Below are 24,163 nucleotides of genomic sequence, written 5' to 3'. Positions count from 1 at the left end.
GAATTATGAGCTTCGGCCGGGGAAACGTTAACCGGGATATGGAGTGGCGCGGCCCGCGGGAGTCGCTCGCCTATTCGAGATATTCCACCGTGAGCTGGGGAGTCTGCACCCCCATGTACTCATTGACCGCCAGGCGGAAGGCGATGCGGGCGCGGGGGCCCGGCTGGGCGGCGAAATTGAACTGGATGGCGTCGATGCGGGAGCTTCCCTTGCGCAGACGCAGCTTCAAATGCTTTTCCTTGAGAATCTTTTGCTGCTCGACTTCGAACTCGTCCAGGAAGAGGGGCGCCGGGAAGCCCTGGCCCCAGACTTCCCGCTCCAGGAGCCGGGCGATTTCCAGGGAGATGTAGGCCGGTTCCAGGCCGCCGTCGGTTTCCAGGGTGCGGGTGAGGTCGGCGGGGTCGAGGAGTTCGGCGGCGATACGGGCGAAGAGTTGGGCGAAGCGGGGGAAATCCTCCTCCCGCAGGGTCGCCCCGGCGGCCATGGCGTGACCGCCGAAGCGCAGCAGCAGGCCGGGGGCGCGCTTGGCCACCAGGTCCAGGGCGTCGCGCAGGTGCAGGCCGGGGATGGAGCGGCCGGAACCCTTGAGGAGGCCCCTCTCGCCCCGGGCGAAGGCGAACACCGGCCGATGCAGGCGGTCCTTGAGCCGGGCGGCGAGGATGCCGACCACGCCTTCGTGCCAGTCGGGGTCGAAGAGGGCCATGCCCGGCGCGTCGCCGGCGTCGCCCAGGCGGTCGAGGAGTTCCAGGGCCTGGGCCTGCATGTCGGCCTCGATTTCGCGCCGCTCGCGGTTGAGGCCGTCGAGTTTCTGGGCGATGGCCAGGGCTCGCGCCGGGTCGTCGGTAATGAGGCACTCGATGCCCAGGCCCATGTCGGCCAGGCGGCCGGCGGCGTTGAGACGGGGGCCCAGGACGAAGCCCAGGTCGAAGGCGGTGGCGGCCCGGGGGTCGCGGCCGCAGGCGGCGAAGAGGGCGGCGAGCCCGGCCTTGACCTGGCCCTGGCGCATGCGGGCGAGGCCCTGGCTGACCAGGATGCGGTTGTTGCGATCCAGGCGCACCACGTCGGCGACGGTGCCCAGGGCGACCAGGTCGAGGAGGCCGCCCAGGTTGGGTTCCGGCTGGTCGTCGAAGGCGCCGCGGCGGCGCATCTCGGCCCGCAGGGCGAGCATGACGTAGAACATGACGCCGCAACCGGCCAGGGATTTGGACGCGAAGCCGCAGCCCGGCTGGTTGGGATTGACGATGCAGTCCGCCGCGGGCAGGGTCTCGCCGGGCAGGTGATGGTCGGTGACCAGCACGGCGATGCCCAGTTCCTGTGCCCGGGCGACGCCTTCCAGGCTGGCGATGCCGTTATCGACGGTGACGATGAGGTCGGGCTGGCGTTGGGAGGCGAGATCGACGATTTCCGGCGAGAGGCCATAGCCCAGCTTGAAGCGATCCGGCACCAGGTATTCCACACGGGCGCCGAAGGCCTTGAGGGCGCGCAGGCCGATGGCGCAGGCCGTGGCGCCGTCGCAGTCGTAGTCGGCGACGATGAGGATGCGGGCGTCGGCCTCGATGGCGTCGGCCAGGAGGATGGCGGCTTCGTCGGCCCGGGTGAGGGTCTGGGGAGGAAGCAGGTGCTTGAGGTCGTAGTCGAGTTCGCTGCGGTCGGCGACGCCCCGGGCGGCGTAGAGGCGGGCCAGCAGGGGATGCAGGCCCTGCTGTTCGAGCTGCCAGGCGGAGCGGGGTGGGACGGTACGGGATACGAGGCGGGTCATGCGGCAAGGCTCCGGGCCAGAGCGGCGAGGTCGGCGGGGCGGCGCCAGAAGCGCCAGCGGGCGCCCGGTTCCAGGCGCCAGGCGAGGGCGCCGTAGACGGTGGGCGCCAGGAGGGTGAGGGATTCAAGGCGTCCCAGAGCCCGGGCCGCGGGGGCGAACCAGGCGGCGTCGAGGTCGGCGAGGGCGTTGCGCCAGCGGGCGGCATCCTCGTAGAGCACGGCGGGCAGGGGGGAGTCCAGGACGGCCAGGACCCGGTCCCCCGGGCCGCCTGCGAGCAGGGCGTCCAGCCCGGCGGGCAGAGGCCGGTCCTGGGCGGTGGTGCTGCGGGCCAGGCCCCGCGCCAGCGGGTCGTCGGTGTGGAGGCTGGCGAAAGGGGGGGGCGGGGCGCTTCCCAGGGCGCCAGGCCCCCAGAACCAGAGGCCGTTCACCGCCGGCAGCCCGCGGGCGGCGCGGGCTTCATTGACCGGATGGCCGTGCAGGACCATCTGGATTTCGTTCAGGGTCGATTGCAGGGGAGAAGCCGCCTGGCCCCGGTCCAGACGGCGGCCGGCCACGGCGGACAGCGGCGGGGCGGTGAAGGCGACGGGCCGGGCCAGGCGGAGGAACCAGCGGCGGGGCGTGAGGGCATGGAAGCTGCCCAGGTCCGCGAATTCGCGATTGAGGGCGGCGACGAGTTCCTCCGCTTCCTGCGCGGCAAGCTCGAAGGCTCCGGCGTCGGCCAGGACGACGCGCTCGTGGTGAAAGCGCAGATGCACCGGGTCGGCGCACAGCCAGCAGGCGTCTGCGGGGGTCAGGGCGCCAGGGGCCTCCTCCCCCAGGAGGCGCAGGGCGGCCAGGGGCGCGTCGGCGGTGCGGCCCCAGGCCGCCGCCAGGGCGTGTTCGTAGGGCAGGGCGGGCTTGCGTTCGCAGGAGGCGCGGCCCAGAAGCCAGGCCAGGCCGGGCAGGGCGAGGCCTTCCCAGGCGGCCTGGTCGGCGGGTTCCGGCCAGAGCAGTTCGGGGACGAGAAGGGTCAGATGCATCGGGGGAAGCGGGGCGGAGAAGCGAGGCGGAGAAGCGGGGGAAAGCGGTACGGAATGCCCTACCAATGGGCGATACGGGGGGAGGCGGGATCAGTGTACCATGGCGCCTTTGCCGTCCCCCGTATGCCGCTACGCCCGCTCGCAGCGGGCTTCGCACTTCTGCCCCGTTTCCCGGAATCCTGGCGTTTTATGGCTTTGCCCTACGAACTGCTCATCGGTTTGCGCTACACCCGCGCCAAGCGACGCAATCACTTCATTTCCTTCATTTCGCTCATTTCCATGGCCGGCATCGGCCTGGGCGTGGCGGCGCTCATCGTCGTGCTGTCGGTGATGAACGGCTTCCAGACTGAATTGCGCACCCGCATCCTCGGCGTGGCCTCCCATATCCAGATCACCGGCGTTTCCGGGGAACTCGCCCATTGGGCCGAAGTGGCGAGCCAGGCGGCGCGCCACCCGGAGGTGCGGGCCAGCGCGCCCTTCGTCCAGTCCCAGGCCATGTTCGCCGTGGATAACGGAGTGCGCGGTTCAGTGGTGCGGGGCATCGTGCCGCAACTGGAGGAGGGCGTGGCGGACTTTGCCGGTGCCATGAAGAGCGGCCGCCTGGAGGATCTGCGCCCGGGCGAATTCGGCGTCATCCTGGGCGCGGACCTGGCGCGGGGCATCGGCGTATTCACCGGCGACAAGGTGACCTTGATCGCGCCCCAGGGTAGCGTCACCCCGGCCGGGATCGTGCCCCGCCTCAAGACCTTCACCGTGGTGGGCATTTTCGAGGTGGGCATGTACGAATACGACAACGGCCTCGCCCTCATCCACCTGGAAGACGCCCAGAAACTCTATCGCCTGGAGGACCGCGTGACCGGCGTGCGCCTCAGGATCGACGACCTGTTCGCCGCCCCGCGGGTGACGCGGGAAATCGCCCCCATGATTTCCGCCGACGCCTATCTCTACGACTGGACCAAGAGCCACGCCAATTTCTTCCGGGCGGTGCAAATCGAGAAAACGATGATGTTTATCATCCTTTCCCTGATTGTGGCCGTCGCGGCTTTCAACCTAGTATCCACTTTGGTTATGGCGGTGACAGACAAGGAAGCGGATATCGCCATTCTGCGCACCCTGGGGGCGCGGCCCGGATCGATCCTGGCCATATTTGTCGTCCAGGGGGCGCTGGTAGGCGTGGTGGGGCTGGGCCTGGGCGTTGCCGGCGGGGTGGCGCTGGCCCTCAATATCGACGTGGTGGTGCCGGCGCTGGAGCGCCTTTTGGGGATTCACTTCCTGTCCAAGGATGTCTATTACATCTCGCAATTGCCTTCGGAACTGCAGTGGAAGGACGTGGGGGGCGTCACGGCCATCGCCTTCGTCCTCGCGCTCGGGGCCACGCTCTACCCGAGCTGGCGGGCCTCGCGGGTCAATCCGGCGGAGGCGCTGCGCTATGAGTGAGGTCGTGCTCTCCGCCCGGGGACTGGAAAAGACATTCAAGAGCGGCTCCCTGGAAGTGCCCGTCCTGCGGGGCATCGACCTGGACATCCGGGCCGGTGAGACCCTGGCCGTGGTGGGCGCTTCCGGATCGGGCAAGAGCACCTTGCTCCACCTCCTGGGGGGGCTGGACGCGCCCAGCGCCGGAGCGGTGAGCCTCCTGGGACGGGATTTTTCCTCCCTGGGGGAATCGGAGCGGGGCGACTGGCGCAACCGCCACCTGGGCTTCGTCTATCAGTTCCACCACCTGCTGCCGGAATTCAGCGCCGTGGAAAACGTCGCCATGCCGCTTCTCATCCGGCGCACCCCGCGGGACGAAGCCCGGCAGCGGGCCGCCGAACTGCTCGAGGCGGTGGGCCTGGGCCACCGCCTGGCGCACCGCCCGGGGGAGCTTTCCGGCGGCGAGCGGCAGCGGGCGGCCATCGCCCGCGCCCTGGTCACCCGGCCCGCCTGCCTGCTGGCCGACGAACCGACGGGGAACCTGGATCGGGGCACCGCGGGGGCGGTTTTCGATCTGCTGGTCGCCGAAGTCGCCCAGCGCGGGGCGGCCCTGGTGCTGGTAACCCACGATCCGCTGCTGGCGGCGCGGGCCGCTCGAAGCTTGAGCTTGAATGATGGATGTATTGCAGGTTAGATTTCGGCGCGGGGCATGGAACCCGTGAATAAAAAGCAACAATAACGGAGGAGACATTCATGCAAGCGCTTTTCAGGCCTTCGGTGGCGGTGCTCAACCGGCTGCGCTACCCGGCCAAGTTTCTGCTCATTGGATCGATCGTCGTCGTCATCCTGGCGGTCTTCCTCTACACCCTCGAAACCCAGCTCAGACGGGACATTGCGACGGCAAAGAGCGAGATTGCCGGCCTGGGCATGCTGAAGCCCATGAACCGCCTGACGCAGTCCATGCAGCAGCATCGGGGTCTGTCGTCCGGCGTGCTGAACGGCAACGAGGCCATGAAGGACAAGCGCGCGGCCAAGGAAAAGGAGGTCGTCGACTTCCTCGCCGCCACCGAAGCCGCCCTGTCGCCGGAATTGCGCGCCCACGCCGACTGGAAGGCGGTACGGGATGAGTGGGAGGCCATCCGCACCCAGGGCCTGAGCTGGCCGGCCGGCGACAACGTCAAGCGCCATTCGGCCCTCATCGACCGGGTACTGCTCTTCATGGTCACCGTGGCCGACGCCACCGAACTGACCCTGGACCCGGTCATGGATACCTATTACATGATGGATACGGTGGTGCAGAAGATGCCGGCCCTGCTGGAACCCCTGGGGGTCACCCGGGCCCGGGGCACCGGCGTGTTGAGCAAGAAGGAACTCGCCCCGGAACTCAAGGTGGCCATGGCGGCGACCCTGGGCCAACTCAACCAGACCCTGCGCGCCCAGAACATCAACCTGGGCAAGGTGATGGACAAGGTGCCCGCCACCCGTCCGGTCCTGGAGCCGGCGGCCAAGCAATTGACGGCGGAAGTCGATGCCCTGCTCGCCCTGGTGCGGGAGGATGTCCTGTCCGAACGCTTTCAGACCGCCCCCGACGACTATTTCAAGCAGGCCACCACGGTCATCGACCACGGCTATCAGGTGATGTTCGAGACCCTGATTCCGCAATTCGAAAAGATGCTGGCCGAGCGGCAGGGTGACGCCGAGCGCCAGCGGGCGGCCTACGTGCTGGGTGCCCTGATCGGCCTGGCGCTGGCCGCCTTTTTCGCGGCGGGCATGTATTACTCGGTGCTCAACAGTGTGGAGGTCTTTTCCCGCGGGGCCAAACGGCTTGCCGAGGGGGATCTGACCGCCCGATTCGACCTGGACGGCCATGACGAACTGCACGCCGCGGCGGATCACTTCAACGACATGGCCGGGGCCTTCCGCAAGCTCCTGGGCAATATCCAGAGCGGCGTGCAGCAATTGCGCATCGCCACCGAGCAACTCGCCACCTCGAGCCGGCAGATCGCCGACAGTGCCGGCCACCAGAGCGATGCCGCCTCCAGCATGGCGGCCTCGGTGGAGGAAATGACCGTGGGCGTGGACCACATCGCCCGCAATGCGGAAGACGCCCAGAACCACTCCCGCGAATCGGACCGGGTGGCGGCCCGGGGTGGCGAGATGGTGTGCGGCATCGTGAGCGAAATCCAGCGCATCGCGGCGACGGTCAACGAGAGCGCCGCCGCGGTGGAGGCCCTGGGGCAGAAGTCCAACCAGATTTCCGCCATCGTCGGCGCCATCAAGGACATTGCCGATCAGACCAATCTGCTGGCGCTGAACGCCGCCATCGAAGCGGCCCGGGCCGGGGAGTCCGGCCGGGGCTTTGCCGTGGTGGCCGATGAAGTGAGGAAACTGGCCGAGCGCACGGCCAAATCCACCCAGGAAATCACCGACATGATCGTCTCGATCCAGACCGGGACCGAGACCGCCGTGACCACCATGAAGCAGGGTGTCGCCTCGGTGGCGGTGGGCGTCGAGCAGGCCAGTCGCGCCGGCAGCACCATCGAGGAAGCCCAGGCCTGTTCACGGCAGGTGGTCGGTGCCGTGGGCGAAATTACCGGCGCCCTGCGCGAGCAGGCCGCCGCCAGCACGGAAATCGCCCAGAACGTCGAGAAGATCGCCCAGATGGCGGAGGAGAACAATGCCGCCGCCGCCGCCAATTCCGGCACCGCCCAGGAATTGCGTCGTCTGGCCGAGAATCTGAGCCAGGAAGTCACCCGCTTCAAGACTTGATCCCGTGGAGGGCGTGACCCGCCCCGCCGCCCCGCCCAGGGCGGTTTTTCCCCTGGGCTGCGCGGCCCTCGGCTTCGCCCTGGGGGTCATCACCCTCCAGTTTCAGCCCCAAGTTCCCGCCTGGGGGTCGGTGGGCCTGCTGGCCGGTCTCCTGTTTTGCCTGCCCCTGCGCGGGGCCTGGCGCCTGACGGCAGTGTTTGCCGCCGCCCTGATTCTGGGGTTCGGCTGGGCCGCCTGGCGGGCCGAAGGCCGTCTGGCCGACGCCCTGCCCGAGGCCTGGGAGGGGCGCGACGTGGCGGTGATCGGCGTGGTGGCCGCGCTGCCCCAGGGCTTTTCCCGCGGTGAGCGATTCGCTTTCGATGTGGAAAGGGTGGAGACGGCGGGGGCGGTCGTTCCCCGCCGGGTGATGCTGTCCTGGTATCGCGGTGCCGACCCGGAGGCTTCCGCGGCGCTGCCTTCCCTCCGGGCCGGGGAGCGCTGGCACCTGGTCCTGCGCCTGCGCCGGCCCCATGGCAACGCCAATGCGGGAGGTTTTGATTACGAGGCCTGGCTGCTGGAAAACGGCGTGCGGGCCACGGGTTATGTGCGCCCGCGGGAGGCCAACTTTCTCCTGGAGGCCTTCGTCCCCGGCTTCGGCTACGGTGTCGAGCGCCTGCGCCAAGGGGTGCGGGACCGTTTTCTCGCCGTGCTTCCCCCCGAGACCCACCCCTACGGCGGCATTCTGGCGGCCCTGGCGGTGGGCGACCAGCGGGCCATCCAGGGGGACTTGTGGAATGTCTTCAACCGCACGGGAACCACCCACCTGATGTCCATCTCGGGCCTGCACGTGACCCTGGTGGCGGCCCTGCTGGGCTGGGCCTGCGGCGCCTTGTGGCGGCGCGTGCCGCGCCTGGCCAACCGATTCGCGGCCCAGCGCGTCGCCCTGGCCGCCGGGGTGGTGGCGGCCTTCCTCTATACCGCCCTGGCCGGCTTCGGCGTTCCCGCCCAGCGCACCCTCTACATGCTGGCGGTGGCGGCGCTGGCCCTGGGGTCTGGGCGCTGGGTCTCCCCCGGCCGGGTGCTGGGTCTGGCACTGCTGGCCGTGTTGCTGGTGGATCCCTGGGCCGTTCTGGCGGTCGGGTTCTGGTTGTCCTTCGGGGCCGTGGCGGCCCTGCTCTTCGTGGCCGCGGACCGGCGCGGGGCCGGAGCGGGGGACGGCGATCCCGATGGCGATGCGCGCCCGGGGCTGGGGCTGCGCCTGCGCGCCTGGGGTCTCGTCCAGGGGGCGGCGACCCTGGCCTCGCTGCCCGTGCTGCTCCTGGTCTTCGGGCAGTTTTCCCTCGTCTCGCCCCTGGCCAATGCACTGGCCATCCCGGTGGTGAGTTTCGTGGTCACGCCCCTGGCCCTGGCCGCGGCGGTGGTGCCCTGGGACGGCTTGCTGCATCTGGCCCACCTGCCCCTGGCCTGGCTCATGGAGGGGCTCGCCGTGGCGGCCGCAATGCCGGTCTGGCAGAGTGCGGCGCCGCCGCTGCCGGTGGCCGTCCTGGCCGGGTTTGGGGTCGGCCTGCTGCTCCTCCCGGCCGGAGTGCCCGGCCGCTGGGCCGGGCTGGGTCTGCTGCTGCCGCTCTTTCTCTGGCCACCGCCACGGCCGGCCGCGGGTGAGGCCTGGGTGACGGTGCTCGACGTGGGCCAGGGCCTGGCCGCTGTGGTGCGCACCCGGGAGCACACCCTGGTCTACGATCCGGGCCCCCTCTACAGCGCCGAGTCCGACGCCGGCCAGCGCGTCGTGGTGCCCTATCTGCGTGCCCTGGGAGTGGATCGCCTGGACGGGCTGGTGGTGACCCATCGCGACAGCGACCACGCCGGGGGCAGCGCATCGCTGCGGGCGGCACTGCCGGTGGATAGCTTCTGGAGTTCCACCGGCGAGGCCGGGAGCATCCCCTGCCAGGATGGGCAGCGCTGGGAGTGGGACGGGGTGCGCTTCAGCATTCTGCACCCCAGCGCGGCGGACTACCGGGCCGGGGGCAAGGCCAACCATCTGTCGTGCACCCTGCGCGTGGAGGCCGAGGGGCGGGCGATGTTGCTCACCTCGGACATCGAGGCCCGCGACGAGGAGGCCCTGCTGCGCCGCCATCGTGCTGAGCTTGCTGCCGATGTGGTCCTGGTGCCCCACCACGGCAGCCGTACCTCCTCGACCCCCGCCTTCGTCGCCGCCACGGGTGCGCGCCATGCCGTGGTGCCGGTGGGGTACCGCAACCGCTTCGGCCATCCCAAGGAGGAGGTTCTGGCCCGCTACGCGGCAGCGGGCATGACCCTGTGGCGCACCGACCGGGACGGCGCGCTCGAATTTTTTCTGACCGGGGAAGGCGTGCAGGCGCGGGCCTGGCGCGAGGAACGCCCGCGCTACTGGCATGGCCGCTGATGCTATGCTTCTTCCCCAAGGAGGTGTCATGAGCTGGTTCGACTGTTTCAAGCGCTGTTTCTGCCGCCCGCCGGCCTGGGTCGATCGCGAGGTGCGCTGCGCGAGTCCCACCGGCCTGCACCGCATGGCCTATCGCCAGTGGGGCGATCCGGGCAATCCCCGGGTGCTGGTCTGCGTCCATGGCCTCACGCGTAACGGGCGGGATTTCGACGACCTGGCCCGGGCCCTCATGCCTCACTACCGGGTGGTCTGTCCCGACGTGGTGGGGCGGGGCCGCAGTGGCCGCCTGAAGGATGCGGCCGGCTACGCCATTCCCCAGTACGTGGCCGACATGGTGACGCTGATTGCCCGGCTGGACGCCGAGGAAGTGCATTGGGTGGGCACCTCCATGGGCGGGCTGATCGGCATGGCCCTGGCCGGCATGCCGGATACCCCCATCACCCGCATGGTGCTCAACGACGTGGGGCCGGTCATCACCGGCGAATCCCTGCGCCGCATCGGTCAGTACGTGGGCGCCGACCCCACCTGGGCCACCTTCGACGAGGCCCTGGCCTACGTGCGGCAGGTGAGCGCGCCCTTCGGCCCCCTCAGCGACGCCCAGTGGCGCCACCTGACCGAAACCAGCGTCAGTTGTCGCGCCGACGGGCGCTGGGGCTTCCGCTACGATCCGGCCATCGGCGAGGCCTTCCGCATGGCTTTCGCCGCGGTCGATATCGATCTCTGGCCCCTCTACGAAGCCGTGCGCTGCCCGACCCTGGCCGTGCGCGGGGCGGAATCCGACCTCCTGCGCCGGGAAACCTGGCAGCAGATGGCCGAACGCGGCCCCCGGGCGAAGCTGGCCGAAATCGCCGGCGTGGGCCACGCTCCCATGTTCATGGACGACAGCCAGATCGCCGTGGTGCGGGACTTCCTGCTGGGTTGAAGGCGCTGTAGTGCTGCGTTCTTGACGGAACGTATTTTGAGCACGGCGCAGGTCACGCTGGGCTCCTCCCCCTTCGAGCCTGTCCTGAGCTTTGTCGAAGAAGGGGAGGCCGGGGCGTGGGGTCTGCGCAGCGTCGAAGGAACCCCATCCCCCCCGGGTCCGTCCAGGGCTGGCATTGCACGGCCAGCCCGTTCGGACGGCGCAGAGCGATGCTGGCGAAGACCATGCGACTCTCGCGGCGCGTCACGCGCTGTACGCCGAGGCTCGGGAACGCAACCCGGCACGCTGGTCGCGCCATACGCGGAACTGGGCGCCAATCGGCGCCGTGACGCTCAACCCGGAACGTGACTCGGTGATCGACATGGCGTTGCCGGCGACAGATAAACAGGTCTTGGCGGCATGAATGAGGCGACAACTATCTTCCCGTGCGCCGACTGCTGCGGCATTGCGCCAGTCCGTTTTTCGCGCTCGCACGGTCACACCAGGTTGACCCAGACGATCTGGTCTACGAGAGCATCATCGGCGGCAGTTGCGGCGGTCACCCAATCGGCATTATTCAACACAGTTAAACAACAATGTCAACAAATCGCTTCTTGTTTCTATGTGCGACAGCGAACAGATATTGCGCGCATCCAGGCTCAGAATGAACTCAAGGGTCCGTCGCGTATTTTTGTCAAGAGTCTGTTCTTGCGTGCTAAGTGCTCAAAACGTCAACGTAAGGCAATGGCCTCTTGTGCGAGAGCCTCTCATGCAAGGCTTGTTACTCTTTCATATCCCCAGGAGGAATCATGTGTATCGCCATCGCTCAAATTCCAAACGCTGAGCCACTGTTAAGGATCTCTGAACCGATTTTCCCTCCCGTCCAACGTGACCCCGTTGCAACCAGGGCGCTTGCGTCGCGTCTGTCGATGGTCATCGGTGCGCTTTTCCTCGTCGCCGTTGGTGCCTCCGTGCCCCGCGACGCGGCCGCAGTTCCAATACTCAGTGTCACCCTTCGCGTGCCAGCGACCGGAGTATTCGATAACGACATTACCGACCTGGATGAACACAGCATAAGCAACCTGTCGGGCAGCACCGCATCGTTCCACGTCGGCGTACCCGGGGGGATAGATGACATGCACATATTTATTCGTGGCGGACAGTTGGAGGGAGACCCTTTGTTCACGCAGAACATGTTTCCGACACAGGTCATCACCGCGGTCAATTGCGTCGTGGATTCTGAAAACCGTACGTTCTGCGATTCTCAGATCGATCTCTTTGGGCAGCACTACCCATTCTCGACGGAGTTCGAAATCACAAGCAACGTGAGCTTCGATATCCGCTACACGGTCCCCGAACCGGGAAACCTCGCGCTTCTCGCGGTCGGCATGGTCGGCATCCGCCTTTCTCGGCGCAACGTCAATTCCACTTTGTCAGAATCCGTTGCAAGCCGATGCTGAAAGGATAGTGGCTTGTTTTCGGTAGGCGAAATCCTTGGGGATCTGTCGTCGTCGATGGCGATCCTCGATGAAGGCAACGAGGCCTGCGTCGGTTTCGATCTTGCGCGGCAGTTTGTGGCGGAAGATGTCGAGATGTCGTTGCAGAACAGCAGATCGGCGGTATGGCGTCGGCTCTCAGTTGCCGGCGCACGCCGCGGCGATCCCAGGAAGACTCGCTCAGCAAAACAGCTTTAACCGCGCTCAGTCGCGGCCTGCGGCGACCCAGCGCTGTAGCCGGACGTGGGGGTCCTGGCGGTAGAAGCGGCGCAGCAGGTCGTAGAAGGCCGGGTACTCCTCGGCCACCACGTCCGGCATTTCGAAAAAGGCTTCGCTCACCACGGCGAAGAATTCGCAGGGGTGTTCGGCGCCGTAGGGGTCGATCCAGGTTTTCTCGCCGCCATCGACGCGCTGGCAGAAGTGCTCGTAGGCCGCGTGCAGAACGTTTTCCCACTGCTCGCGGGAGACGCCGGGGGGAAGCGGGGGCACGCCGTCGGCCTCGCCGTTTTCCATGTCCAGCTTGTGGGCGAATTCGTGGATCACCACGTTGTAGCCGTCGCCCGCCATCTGGGCGTCCCGCCACGAGACGATGACCGGGCCGCCGGCCCAGGCCTCGCCGGAAGCCGTTTCGTCGTACTCGTGCACCACGCCGTCCTCGTCCTGAGTGAGGCGGGGAATGACGAACTCGTCGGGATAGACGACGATGCCCACCCAGCCCCGGTAGGCCCCCAATCCGAGTTCCAGGATGGGTAGGCAGGCCTGCATGGCGATGGCCAGGCAGACCCCGTCGTCCACCACCAGGCCGCCGGCGGGGGTGAATTCCTTTTCCGCCAGGAAGGCGGCGGTAAGTTCCCGCAGCCGGCCGAGTTCCTCCGGCTCCAGGGCGGCGATGAAGGGCAGGGCTGCGACAGTTGCGTCCCACAGGGCGTCGGGGATGGGCGCGGGGGCGGGGCGGCGGAAGAGGTCGAGGAGTCCCATCTTTCAGTGCCGGGTGGTGAGCCAGATGCCGGTGAAGATGAGGGCGATGCCGGCGTAGTGGTAGGCCTGGGGGATCTCCCCTAGGAAGAGGGCCGAGAGCGCGGTGCCGAAGACAGGCATCAGATGGATGAACAGGCTGGCCCGGTTGGCGCCCACCTGGGCGACGCCCCGGTTGTAGAACACATAGCCCAGGAAGCCGGGGAAGATGCCGACGTAGGCCAGGGACAGGAGGCTGCCCGGGTGAAGGTGGATGCTTCGGCCGCCCGCCATTTCCCAGGCGTAGATCGGGGCGAGGACCAGGAGGCCAACGGCGGTCAGGGCGGCCAGCATGAGCATGGGATCGACCCCGGTGGGGCGCCAGGCCAGGCCCACGGTATAGATGGCCCAGGTGAGGACGGCGACGAGCATCCAGACGTCGCCCCGGTTGAGCGCCAGCCCGGCCAGCACCGCGGGGTCGCCGCGGGCGACGATGGTGACGGCGCCGATCAGGGAGATGAGGACGCCCAGCCCTTCGACAGCCCTCAGGCTCTTGCCCAGGAAGGCCCAGGAAATGGCGATGGTGGCCACCGGGATGAAGGAATTGAGCAGTACCGCGTTGGTGGCCGTCGTCGACTGGAGCGCGAGGTAGGCAAAGGTGTTGTAGCCACCGACGCCCAGCACGCCCAGCAGGGCGACGGCCTTCCAGCCCGAGAGCAGCAGCGGCCACTGCCGGCGATGGGGCCAGGCGAAGGGCAGGGTCAGGCCAAAGGCGATGGCCCAGCGCCAGAAGGCCAGGGCGAAGGGCGGCACGTCCTCGCGCATGCCCCGGCCCAGGACCATGTTGCCCGACCAGAACAGGACGGTGAGCGTCAGGAGCAGGTAGGGGTTGAGGTAGAAGCGTCCGGGGGAGGAGGCGGTTGCTGCGGCCATGGCGGAGATTATGCCCCAGCGCCCCGGCGCTATAATTCCGGCCATGGTCTCCGTGCTCCATTCCGTCGCCAGCCAGAGCGATTTCCAGCAGTTCCTCCACACCCTTTCCGAAGGCCTGGGGGAAGAAGAAGCCCGGCGCCTCAAGGAGGCCGTCGAATACGCCTGGGAGGTCTACGGCGAGACTTCCCTGGGCAGCGGGGAGCGCATCTGGTCCCACGCCCTGGGCATGGCCCTCATCATCACCGGCTTGAGACTCGACGGCGATTCCCGGGTGGCGGCCCTGCTCTTCGCCATTCCCGCCCACCAGGAGCATGGCGTCGAGAAGATCGGCGAGCGTTTCGGCAAGTCGGTGGCCCATCTGGTCAATGGGATATCCCGCCTGAATCGCCTGCGCCCCATCGCCCGGGGCTTCGTCGCTGCCAATATCGAAGCGGGCGAGGTCAATCCCCAGGAGATGAAGGCCCAGATCGAGGTGCTGCGCAAGATGCTCCTGGCCATGGTCGAGGATATCCGGGTGGTGCTTCTGCGCCTGGCCAGCCGCACCCAGACCCTGCGCTACTACGCCTCCCACCCCGACGAGCTGCGCGTCCAGGTGGCGCGGGAGACCCTCGAGCTCTATTCGCCGCTGGCCAACCGCCTGGGCGTGTGGGAACTGAAGTGGGAACTAGAAGATCTCTCCTTCCGTTTCATGCACCCGGACACCTACAAGCAGGTCGCCCGGCTGCTGGATGAAAAACGCACCGAGCGGGAGCAGTTCATCGCCGACGCCATCACCCGCCTGCGCGAGGAACTCCGGGCGGTGGGCATCGAAAAGGCCGAAATCTACGGGCGCCCCAAGCACATCTTCAGCATCTGGAACAAGATGCGCAAAAAGGGCGTCGATTTTTCCGAGGTGTACGACGTGCGGGCCCTGCGCGTCATCGTCGACGACATCAAGGACTGCTATACGGTGCTGGGCATCGTGCACAACATCTGGACGCCCATCCCCAAGGAATTCGACGACTACATTTCCAACCCCAAGGGCAACTACTATCGTTCGCTGCACACTGCCGTGCGCTGCCCCGACGGGCGCAGCCTGGAGGTGCAGATCCGCACCTGGGACATGCACAAGCACGCCGAACTGGGCGTTGCCGCCCACTGGCGCTACAAGGAAGGGTCGCGCCACGGCAGCGAGGAGGCCTACGACGAAAAGATCGCCTGGCTGCGTCAGCTCCTCACATGGAAGGACGAAGTCGCCGACAGCTCGGACTGGGTGAACCACTACAAGCAGGCCGCCCTGGACGAGACGCTCTACGTCATCACCCCCCAGGGCAAGGTTGTCGACCTGCCGGCCGGGGCGACCCCGGTGGATTTTGCCTACCGCGTCCATACCGACCTGGGCCACCGCTGCCGCGGCGCCAAGGTGAACGGCCAACTGGTGCCCCTCAATACGCCCCTGGAAACGGGCCAGCGGGTCGAGATTGTCACCGCCAAACACGGCGGTCCCTCGCGGGACTGGCTCAACCCCGCCCAGGGCTACATCCAGACCAAGAGCGCCCGGGTCAAGGTGCGGCAGTGGTTCTCCAACCTGGCCCTGGAAGAAACCCTGGCCGAGGGGCGCGGCATCGTCGGCAAGGAATTGCAGCGCCTGGGGCTCACCGGCGCCAATATCGACGAACTGGCCCACAAGCTCGGCCACACCCAGGCCGACGACCTCTACATTGCCGCCGCCCGGGGCGAAATGAACCTGCGCCAGTTTCAGTCCGTGGCCCGGGGGGGCGACTTCGAAGCCGAGAAACTCCCCCCAGACGCCGTCCAGACCCGGCCCCGCAAGCCGGTCGATGGCAACCAGGGCATCCTCATCGTCGGCGTGGACAAGCTTCTCACCCAACTCGCCCGCTGCTGCAAACCAGCCCCGCCGGACCCCATCCAGGGCTTCGTCACCCGCGGCAAGGGGGTGTCCATCCACCGTGCCGACTGCGGCAATTTCGCCAATCTCGCCGCCCTGCACCCGGAGCGGGTCATCGAGACCGACTGGGGCGGCGAAACCACCGGCGTCTTCGCCGCCGACCTGATCGTGGACGCCCACGACCGCCAGGGGCTGCTGCGCGATATTTCGGAAGTCTTCACCCGCGAGAAGATCAACGTCATCGGGGTGAATACCCAGTCCAAACAGGGCAAGGCCCACATGGGCTTCACGGTGGAAATCGGCAATCTGCAACAGATCCAGCGCACCCTGGCGCTGATCCACGAAGTCGAAGGCGTAGTCGCCGCTCGGCGGGTTTGAGGGTCGGCTCCGACACCGGAATGGCGGAACCCCGTCGCCGGTTTCCTCCCCTTGCGCCTGGCTGCAGGCGGGCCTAATATCCCCGCGGGGACTCCGGGTATTGCCCTTCGTTGGGGCGGCCGGAGTGGGGGTTGTGGGCCCGTTGCGCGGGCCCGTCCGGTCAGGGGGAAGACATGAATCCGCACATTTTGACGCGCGCTTTGATGGTGTTTGTTCCGGTGGCATTTCTGGCGGCTTGTTCTTCGCCGCCTTCGCGCAGCAGCGCCATGACCCAGGCGGCGCCGGAGGCCACGGCCCAGGCGCCGGAGCGCAGCCCCCAGGAAGTGCGCACACCCCTGCCGCCGCCCACGGCGACCCGGGTCGAGGAGCCGGCGTCTTCGCCGTTGCCGGGGGGAAGTACTCCCGGGCTGTACGCCCGGGTCGAAGTGGCCCACTCCATGGCCCGTAGCGCCGATTTCCGAGACGACCGGGCGGTGAGCCCGGACTGCTTCATCGCCGTCAATTACCCCGGGGTCTGTGGCGCTTCCCTGGATCGCCTGGGCAGCGCGACCGCGGTGGGCGTGGGGGTCGGCTACCGCTTCGGCAATGGCTTCCGGGCCGATGTCTCCTACAGCCGGCGGCGGGGTTACGATCTGCGCGGGCATGACCCCGAAGGCACCTACTTCGATCCCCCGGTCACGTCCGACGCGCTGCTCGCCGGCCTCTATTACGACTTTCCCCGCGTTTTCGGCATGGTGCAGCCCTTTGCCGGTGCAGGCGTGGGACGCAGCCGCAACGAAATGGACCCCCTGCGCTGGTCCGACCCGAGCAGCTCCGGCACGCTTCCCGGCGGCAAGCGCAACGCCTTTGCTTGGCAGTTCTCCGCCGGGGTCAATATCTTCCTGCGTGAAAACCTGGTCCTGGAAGTGGGCTATCGCTACATGGACCTGGGCAAGTTCAAGAAGTCCGCCGGCCAGGATCTGATCGGGAATTTCAATGCTCCCGGCGTCGGCACCGGTTCCGCCACGGGCCGCCTGCGCGCCGACGAAGTCACCCTGGCCCTGCGGCGGGATTTCTGAACTTCAGCCCTTGCCCAGGGTAAGCATCAGTTCCGCCTGGGCGCTGCGCGGCTTGGCCCGGGCGGCGGTGCGCCGGGTGTAGTGACCGCTGCCGTTCATGTCCCAGGCGTTCTGGTTGTCCGCCAGGTAGAACTTCAAGCCCTCGTTGATGACACGCTTTTTGAGCTTGGGGTCGCGGATGGGGAAGGCGAGTTCGATACGGCGGAAGAAGTTGCGCTCCATCCAGTCGGCGCTGGACAGGTAGACCTGTTCGCGGCCTTCGTCGTGGAAGTAGAACACCCGGTGGTGCTCCAGGAAACGGCCGACCACCGAGCGCACGCGGATGTTTTCCGATAGCCCCTTGACCCCTGGCCGCAAGGCGCAGACGCCGCGCACCAGGAGGTCGATCTCGACCCCGGCCCGGGAGGCTTCGTAGAGGGCGTGGATGGTTTCCGGCTCCAGGAGGGAATTCATCTTGGCCACGATACGGCCCTTGCCGCCGGCCCGGGCCCGTTCCGCCTCGGCGCCGATGGCGGCGACGACATTGGGCTGGAGGGTGAAGGGGGCTTGCCAGAGGTGCTTGAGGGTACGGGCCTGACCCAGGCCGGTGAGCTGCTTGAAGACTTCGCTCACGTCGTGGGTGATCTCCTCGTCGGCGGTGAGGAGCCCGAAATCGGAGTAGAGGCGGGCGGTGCGCGGGTGGTAGTTGCCGGTGCCCAGGTGGGCGTAGCGGCGCAGGGTTCCGGCTTCGCGGCGCACGATGAGGAGGGCCTTGGCATGCACCTTGTAGCCCACCACGCCATAGACCACGTGGGCGCCGACCTCTTCCAGGCGGGTGGCCCAGCCGATATTGGCCTCCTCGTCGAAGCGGGCCATGAGTTCGACCACCACGGTGACTTCCTTGCCATTCTGGGCGGCGCGGATGAGGGACTGCATGAGGACCGAATCGGTGCCGGTGCGGTACACGGTCATCTTGATGGCCACCACGTCGGGGTCTGCCGCCGCCTGTTGCAGGAGATCGATGACCGGCGCGAAGGACTGGTAGGGGTGATGCAGGAGGATGTCGCCCCGCGCGATGGCGGTGAAGATGCTGAGGCCCTTTTCCAGTTGCCGCGGCAGGCCGGGCAGGTAGGGCGGGAATTTGAGGTCCGGCCGGTCGACCCAGTCGGGCACCTGCATGAGGCGCACCAGATTGACCGGGCCATGGGGGCGGTAAAGATCGATGTCGTCCAGGCCGAATTCGCGCAGCAGGAAGCGGGTCATGGTCGGCGAACAGTTGTCGGCGACCTCAAGACGCACCGCGTCGCCGAAGTGGCGCTGGGGCAGCTCACCCTGGAGCTTGGTGCGCAGGTTGGTGACTTCTTCCTCATCGACGAACAGGTCGGAATTGCGGGTGACGCGGAACTGGTAGCAGCCCAGGACGTTCATGCCCGAGAACAGTTCGCCGACGAATTCGTGCAGGATCGAGGAGAGGAAGACGAAGCCGTACTCGCAGCCCGCCAGGTCTTCCGGCAGGCGGATGACCCGGGGCAACACCCGGGGTGCCTGCACGATGGCGGCGCCGGAGCTGCGGCCGAAGGCGTCCTTGCCGTCGAGTTCCACGGCGAAATTGAGGCTCTTGTTGAGCACCCGCGGGAAGGGGTGGGAGGGGTCCAGGCCGATGGGGGTCAGGACCGGCATCATCTCCCGCCGGAAGTACTCCCGGATCCATTGCCGCTGCGTCTCGCTCCAGGACGCCCGGCGCAGGAAGCGGATGCCCTGCTCGGCCAGGCGGGGCAGGACGATCTCGTTCAGTTCGTCGTATTGCTCGGCGACGATGGCGCGGGCCTCGCGGCTGACCCGGCGGAAGGCCTCCTGGGCCGTGGCGCCGTCGGTGGTCACCACCGGCGAAAGGCCGCGTATCTGCTCCTTCAGGCCCGCCACCCGGATTTCAAAGAATTCGTCCAGATTGCTGGAGACGATGCACAGGAAGCGCAAGCGCTCCAGGAGCGGCACCCGCTCATCCCGCGCCTGGGCAAGCACGCGGCGATTAAAGGCCAGAATGCCCAGTTCGCGGTTGAGGTAGTCGGCGGTCGGGAAAGGAGGAACGGCGGCGCGGTGCATGGTGGGAAGGGAGGGGCGAGAGGGGTGAGGGGTGAGGGGTGTTGGCTCCGCGCGGACGCTTCGCCACAGGTCACCGTTTACTTTTCACGGTCCAATCACAGGATTGTATTGCCGAAATGTTGCAGACGCATGACGGGCGGGCGCAAGGGCGGGCGGCAGGGGGGGTTTACCGGCTAGAATTCGGCGACTTCCCCTTGGTCTCTGCCCATGTCCTACGAAACCGTCGCCGCGGTCGATCTCGGCTCCAATAGTTTTCGCCTGCAGGTCGGGCGGGTGGTGGATGACCAGATATATCCCCTGGATTCCCTCAAGGAGCCGGTGCGGCTCGCTTCCGGACTCAATGCCGACAAGCGTCTCGACGCCGCTTCCCAGGCCCGGGGGCTGGACGCTCTGCGCCGCTTCGGCGAGCGCCTTGGGGGGCTGGACGAAGGTGCGGTGCGGGCGGTGGCCACCAATGCCCTGCGGGTGGCCAAGAATGCGGCCGAGTTCCTTCCCCTGGCTGAAGAGGCCCTGGGGTTTCCCATCGAAATCATCGCCGGCCGGGAGGAGGCGCGCCTGATCTACCTGGGGGCTTCCCATGCCCTGCCCAGCGCGAGCCACAAGCGCCTGGTGGTCGATATCGGCGGCGGCTCCACCGAGTTCATCGTCGGCAAGCGCCACGAGCCCCAGTTGATGGAATCGCTGTACATGGGCTGCGTGAGTTACACCCTGCGCTACTTTCCTGACGGGCGCATGGACAAGAAGCGCCTGCGGGAGGCCCAGGTGGCGGCGGCCAAGGAAATCGAACTCATCGCCCACGACTACCAGCGCCTGGGCTGGAAGGAGGCGGTGGGTTCTTCGGGAACCGCCCGGGCCATCGCCGACGTGCTGGAACTGAATGGGCTCAATCCCGACGGCGAACCGGGCATTTCCCGGGTGGGGCTGGAGCGTTTCGCCGCTCTGCTGGTGAAGGCCGGTTCGGCCGAGGCCCTCGACCTGCCCGGGGTGCGCTCCGATCGCCTGCCCGTCCTGCCGGGCGGCGTGGCCATCATGGGGGCGGTGTTCGAGGAACTGGGCATCGAGCACATGACCTACTCGGACGGGGCCCTGCGCCTGGGGGTGCTCTATGACCTCCTGGGCCGCTTCCATCATCACGACATGCGCGATGCCACGGTGCGTCAGTTCATGCGCCGCTATCAGGTGGAGGCCGATCAGGCCGAGCGGGTGCAGGAGACGGCCCTGGCCGCCTGGGCGCAGATTCGCCCCGAGGGGGTCGAAGACGGCGAGGTCGCCTCCCTGGGCTGGGCCGCCGCCCTGCACGAGATCGGCATTTCGGTGGCCCACAACGCCTATCACAAGCACGGCGCCTACGTGCTCAACCACGCGGACATGCCGGGATTTTCCAGGAAGGACCAGGCGCGTCTGGCGGCCCTCGTCCTGGGGCACCGGGGCAAGCTGGAGAAGCTGGTGGCCTTGCCCGGCCGTCCGGAAAGCTGGGATTCCGTCTTTTGTCTGCGCCTTGCCGTGCTCCTCCATCGCACCCGCGACGATCGTGCCCTGCCGGAGTGGCGGGTGCGGGGCAACGGGCGCGGTTACGTGCTGGAGCTGCCGGCCGACTGGCTGGCCGGCAATCCCTGGACGGCGGCGGCCCTGGATGAGGAAAGCGCCATCTGGCGCCAGATCGGGCGCGAATTCGTCCTGGAGCGCGGCAAGGGGAAGAAAGGCGGATGACGACGCCCCCTAGCCTGCGGCGCGAGGAAAACCGGGTCATCCTGGCCGGAACCTGGACCCTGGCCGTCCTGATTCCCCATCTCGATACCCTGCGCGAGGAACTGCGGGGGGCGGTCGCGGCGGGCTGCGTCTGGGATTTCGAGGCCGTTGCACGGCTGGACTCCGCCGCGGCGACCCTGCTCTGGCAGACCTGGGGGGGCGCCTATCCCGCCCAAGTGATCCTGAGCGACGCGCAGCGGCGCATTCTGGATCGGGTGGCCGCGGTGGCCGACGAAGGGCCACCCCCCCCACCCCCGGCAATTTCGCCGGTGGCGGCGACGGGCCACTTTGCCCTGCGCGGCGTGCGCCAGACCTACGGACTGGTCGCGCTCTTCGGCCAACTCATTCTCGATGCCCTGCATCTCGCCCGGCACCGCGACGAACTGCCCTGGAAGGAGTTTTCCGCCAATCTCTACAAGGCCGGCGCCCTGGCGCTGCCGGTATCGGCCCTGGTGGGATTCCTCATCGGCATCACCATCAGCTACCTCTCGGCCCTGCAACTGAAGACCTTCGGCGCCGATCTCTTCATCGTCAATATCCTGGGTATTTCCATCATTCGCGAGCTGGGGCCGGTGCTGGTGGCGGTGTTGGTGGCCGGCCGTTCCGGTTCCGCCATGACGGCCCAGATCGGGGTCATGCGCGTCACGGAGGAAATCGACGCCCTGGCCACCATGGGCATCTCGCGCACCGTGCGCATCATCCTGCCCAAGGTGGCGGCCCTCACCGTGGCCATGCCGCTCCTCGTCCTGTGGACCTCGGCCGTGGCCCTGGCGGGGGGCATGGTGGCGGCCCTGCTGCAACTCGATCTGTCCCCCGCTTATTTCATCGAGACCCTGCCCCGGGCGGTCCCGGTCGCCAACCTCGTCATCGGTCTGGTCAAAGGGGCGGTGTTCGGCTTTTCCATCGCCCTGGTGGCTTGCCACTTCGGGCTCAAGGTGCGGCCCAATACGGAAAGCCTGTCCGGCCACACCACGACGGCCGTCGTTTCGGCCATCACCGCCGTCATCATCATCGACGCCATCTTCGCCATCTTTACCCGCAACCTGGGGCTGCCGCAGCTATGAGCGCGATCCCCGCCATCGAACTCGCCGGCATCTGGACCCGCTACAAGGAGGCGGTGATCCACCGCGATCTGGATCTGGTCATCGAGGCCGGTCAGGTGGTCGGGTTGGTGGGGGGGTCGGGCAGCGGCAAGACCACGCTGCTGCGGGAGATGCTCGGGCTCCTCAGGCCAGCCCAGGGCCGCGTCAGCCTCTTCGGCTTCGATCTGGCCAGCAGCGACCCGGTGGGGCAGCGGGCGGTGCGCCGCCGCCTGGGCATGCTCTTCCAGCATGGCGCGCTCTTCTCCGCCCTTTCGGTATACGACAACGTCGCCTTCCCCCTGCGCGAACTGCACTGCCTGGACGAGGACTGGATTCGCCAGTTGGTGCACCTCAAGTTGGGCATGGTCGAACTGGAGCCACGCCATGGGCGCCTCATGCCCGCCGAGTTGTCCGGCGGCATGGTCAAACGGGTGGCCCTGGCCCGGGCCCTGGCCCTGGAACCGGAACTCCTCCTGCTCGATGAGCCCACCGCCGGCCTGGACCCCGACCGCAGTGAGAATTTCGTCCGCCTCATCCGCGAATTGCAGCGGGAACTGGGTTTCACCGTGGTCATGGTGACCCACGACCTCGATACCCTGGCCGGCCTGTCGAGCCGGGTCGCCGTGCTGGCCGACCAGCGCATCGTCGCCTGTGGCCCCTTGCCCGAGGTGATGGCGGTGGATCATCCTTTCATCCGCAACTTTTTCTGCTGCGAGCGCGGGCTCGCGGCCATGCAGAAGGCGACATCCTGATGGAAAACAAATCCCACGCTTTCCTGGCCGGTATCTTCGTCATTTTCTTCGGCCTCGCCGGCATCGGCGCCCTGTTCTGGTTCGGCGGCAAGAAGGAGCTGACCCGCGACTACGTGGTGGTCACGCGGCAGAACGTCACCGGCCTCAATCCCCAGGGGCAGGTGCGCTACCGCGGCATCCAGGTGGGCAAGGTCAAGGCCATCAATCTGGACCCGGAGGATGTGCGCAACATCCTTATCTCCATCAGCATCTCCCGCGAGGTGCCGGTCACCCGGGGAACCATCGCCAAACTGGGCTACCAGGGCATCACCGGCCTGGCTCACGTGCTGCTGGAAGAAACGGGCAAGGACACCACGCCCCTGGATGACGAGGATCCGCCGCCGCGCATTGCCATGAAACCCTCGCTGCTGGACGAACTGGGCGATTCGGGGGCCGAGACCCTGCGCCAGGCGCGGCACTTCCTGGAGAGCGCCAGCGCGCTTCTGAACGAAGGCAACCGCGCCCGCATCGCCTCCCTGCTGGCCAATGCCGAGGGCCTTTCCGGCCAGATGAAGCCCACCCTGGACAACCTCAACGGCACCCTGGTCCAGGTGCGCGCGCTGCTCAGCGACGAGAACCTGAAGAAGCTTTCCGCCACCGCCGACCAGGCGGCGCCCCTTTTGGCCGAAACGCGGGAGTTGGTGAAACACCTGGCGGTCACGAGCGAGAAACTCGACAGCGCCATCGGCGATCCGGCCGGTAACGGCGCGGCTGGGGTGGTCCCCCGCCTGCACGAACTTTCTGCCGATGTATCGGCCACCAGCCGCCAGCTCTCGCGAGTGCTTCGCCTGATCGAGGATTCTCCCCAGGCTCTCGTTTTCGGCGCTCCGCCGCAGCCGCCGGGCCCCGGCGAGCCGGGCTTCACGCCGCCGGCCGGGAGACAGCCATGAGAATCGTCCTGGGGCTCCTGGCCTGCGTACTGACGGCGGCCTGCATCACCAACGGCAGGCGGGGTGCCGATGCGCCTCCCGCGGTCTACGATCTCGGGCCGGCCCCGGCTCCGGCGTCTGCCGGCCGGCCCGTCCTGGCCCTCGACGTGCGGGCGCCCGCGTGGCTGGACGGCGAAGGCATTGCCTATCGCCTGGCCTACGCCGAGCCCGCCCGCCGCAATGACTACAGCCGCGCCCGCTGGGCGGCGCCCCCGGCCGGCCTGGTGCGCCAGCGCCTGGGCGAGGGTCTCGGTCTGGCGGCCCTGGGGCAGGCCCGGGTGCGCTGTCTGCTGCGCGTCGAACTGGACGAATTCGCCCAGGTGTTTTCCGGTCCCCGGGAAGCGCGGGGGGAATTGCGGGCCAGACTCCAGATACTCGACCGGGGGAGGGCGCTCCTGGCCGAAGAGGCCTTTGCCGTCGCCAAGGCCTCGCCTTCCCCCGACGCAGCGGGAGGGGTGGCTGCCCTGACCGGGGCGGTCGATGAACTCACCTCCCGGGCCGCGGTCTGGCGCGCGAACCTTGCCGCCGCGGGAAGGCTCAAAGCCTGCGAGGAGTAGGCGC

General features: G+C 67.7%; 19 protein-coding genes and 1 pseudogene. 15 read left to right on the top strand and 5 right to left on the bottom strand.

The genetic code is table 11. The annotated features are described in order from the left end of the window. Nucleotides 1-70: 70 nt before the first annotated feature. The gene (gene recJ / locus IPM73_09020; protein MBK8918170.1) at nt 71-1,759 is read right to left on the bottom strand and encodes a single-stranded-DNA-specific exonuclease RecJ; all 1,689 of its coding nucleotides are present in this window, start codon (nt 1,757-1,759) and stop codon (nt 71-73) included. After that, a complete protein-coding gene (locus tag IPM73_09015; protein ID MBK8918169.1) occupies nt 1,756-2,778 on the bottom strand; it encodes a hypothetical protein in 1,023 nt (340 codons plus the stop codon). Before IPM73_09015 ends, recJ begins: the two co-directional genes overlap by 4 nt. A 189-nt stretch (nt 2,779-2,967) precedes the next feature. Between IPM73_09015 and IPM73_09010 the strand changes: the two genes are divergently transcribed. From IPM73_09010 to IPM73_08975, 8 genes and pseudogenes are all read left to right on the top strand, one after another. Continuing rightward, nucleotides 2,968-4,215, top strand: a complete 1,248-nt coding sequence (locus tag IPM73_09010; GenBank protein ID MBK8918168.1) for a lipoprotein-releasing ABC transporter permease subunit — start codon at nt 2,968-2,970, stop codon at nt 4,213-4,215. Beyond that, nucleotides 4,208-4,885, top strand: a complete 678-nt coding sequence (locus IPM73_09005; GenBank protein MBK8918167.1) for an ATP-binding cassette domain-containing protein — start codon at nt 4,208-4,210, stop codon at nt 4,883-4,885. Before IPM73_09010 ends, IPM73_09005 begins: the two co-directional genes overlap by 8 nt. A gap of 59 nt (nt 4,886-4,944) precedes the next feature. Further along, entirely contained in the window at nt 4,945-6,960 is a 2,016-nt protein-coding gene (locus tag IPM73_09000) for a methyl-accepting chemotaxis protein (GenBank protein MBK8918166.1), read from the top strand. A 52-nt stretch (nt 6,961-7,012) separates the two neighbouring features. Continuing rightward, entirely contained in the window at nt 7,013-9,361 is a 2,349-nt protein-coding gene (locus tag IPM73_08995) for a DNA internalization-related competence protein ComEC/Rec2 (protein ID MBK8918165.1), read from the top strand. Nucleotides 9,362-9,389: 28 nt separating this feature from the next. Continuing rightward, complete coding sequence (locus IPM73_08990) at nt 9,390-10,283, top strand: alpha/beta hydrolase (protein MBK8918164.1); 894 nt, start codon at nt 9,390-9,392, stop codon at nt 10,281-10,283. A gap of 214 nt (nt 10,284-10,497) precedes the next feature. Beyond that, a pseudogene (locus IPM73_08985) lies at nt 10,498-10,686 on the top strand (hypothetical protein). Nucleotides 10,687-11,071: 385 nt separating this feature from the next. After that, nucleotides 11,072-11,722, top strand: a complete 651-nt coding sequence (locus IPM73_08980) for a PEP-CTERM sorting domain-containing protein (GenBank protein ID MBK8918163.1) — start codon at nt 11,072-11,074, stop codon at nt 11,720-11,722. Between the two features lie 12 nt (nt 11,723-11,734). Then, complete coding sequence (locus IPM73_08975; GenBank protein MBK8918162.1) at nt 11,735-11,956, top strand: hypothetical protein; 222 nt, start codon at nt 11,735-11,737, stop codon at nt 11,954-11,956. 6 nt (nt 11,957-11,962) lie between these two features. Here the strand turns inward: IPM73_08975 and IPM73_08970 are convergent, their stop codons facing one another. Both IPM73_08970 and IPM73_08965 read right to left on the bottom strand, forming a co-directional pair. Next, a complete protein-coding gene (locus IPM73_08970; GenBank protein MBK8918161.1) occupies nt 11,963-12,736 on the bottom strand; it encodes a zinc-dependent peptidase in 774 nt (257 codons plus the stop codon). 3 nt (nt 12,737-12,739) lie between these two features. Beyond that, entirely contained in the window at nt 12,740-13,645 is a 906-nt protein-coding gene (locus IPM73_08965; protein ID MBK8918160.1) for a DMT family transporter, read from the bottom strand. A gap of 43 nt (nt 13,646-13,688) precedes the next feature. On the opposite strand from IPM73_08965, the gene IPM73_08960 reads away from it, so the two are divergent. Both IPM73_08960 and IPM73_08955 read left to right on the top strand, forming a co-directional pair. Continuing rightward, complete coding sequence (locus IPM73_08960) at nt 13,689-15,911, top strand: bifunctional (p)ppGpp synthetase/guanosine-3',5'-bis(diphosphate) 3'-pyrophosphohydrolase (GenBank protein ID MBK8918159.1); 2,223 nt, start codon at nt 13,689-13,691, stop codon at nt 15,909-15,911. Nucleotides 15,912-16,177: 266 nt separating this feature from the next. Further along, nucleotides 16,178-16,969 (top strand): porin family protein, encoded by a 792-nt coding sequence (locus tag IPM73_08955; protein ID MBK8918158.1) that lies wholly within the window; start codon nt 16,178-16,180, stop codon nt 16,967-16,969. Between the two features lie 3 nt (nt 16,970-16,972). Here IPM73_08955 and ppk1 read toward each other — a convergent pair whose 3' ends face one another. After that, nucleotides 16,973-19,051: a polyphosphate kinase 1 gene (gene ppk1 / locus IPM73_08950; protein MBK8918157.1), complete on the bottom strand. Its 2,079-nt coding sequence runs from the start codon at nt 19,049-19,051 to the stop codon at nt 16,973-16,975. Nucleotides 19,052-19,258: 207 nt separating this feature from the next. Between ppk1 and ppx the strand changes: the two genes are divergently transcribed. From ppx to IPM73_08925, 5 genes are read left to right on the top strand one after another with little or no spacing between them, the layout of a single operon-like run. Continuing rightward, nucleotides 19,259-20,761, top strand: a complete 1,503-nt coding sequence (ppx, locus tag IPM73_08945; GenBank protein ID MBK8918156.1) for an exopolyphosphatase — start codon at nt 19,259-19,261, stop codon at nt 20,759-20,761. Next, on the top strand, nt 20,758-21,864 hold the full coding sequence (locus IPM73_08940) for an ABC transporter permease (protein ID MBK8918155.1): 1,107 nt from the start codon (nt 20,758-20,760) through the stop codon (nt 21,862-21,864). The genes ppx and IPM73_08940 overlap by 4 nt, the downstream gene beginning before the upstream one ends. Continuing rightward, on the top strand, nt 21,861-22,634 hold the full coding sequence (locus IPM73_08935; GenBank protein MBK8918154.1) for an ATP-binding cassette domain-containing protein: 774 nt from the start codon (nt 21,861-21,863) through the stop codon (nt 22,632-22,634). Before IPM73_08940 ends, IPM73_08935 begins: the two co-directional genes overlap by 4 nt. Then, nucleotides 22,634-23,563: an MCE family protein gene (locus IPM73_08930; GenBank protein MBK8918153.1), complete on the top strand. Its 930-nt coding sequence runs from the start codon at nt 22,634-22,636 to the stop codon at nt 23,561-23,563. Before IPM73_08935 ends, IPM73_08930 begins: the two co-directional genes overlap by 1 nt. Beyond that, nucleotides 23,560-24,159 (top strand): membrane integrity-associated transporter subunit PqiC, encoded by a 600-nt coding sequence (locus tag IPM73_08925; GenBank protein ID MBK8918152.1) that lies wholly within the window; start codon nt 23,560-23,562, stop codon nt 24,157-24,159. The genes IPM73_08930 and IPM73_08925 overlap by 4 nt, the downstream gene beginning before the upstream one ends. Nucleotides 24,160-24,163: the final 4 nt, after the last annotated feature.

This window comes from Betaproteobacteria bacterium (genome assembly GCA_016720065.1).
Lineage (GTDB): Bacteria > Pseudomonadota > Gammaproteobacteria > Burkholderiales > Rhodocyclaceae > SSSZ01.
The sequence above is the reverse complement of the archived record's forward strand: the minus strand, read 5'-3'. Positions and strand labels throughout refer to the sequence as shown.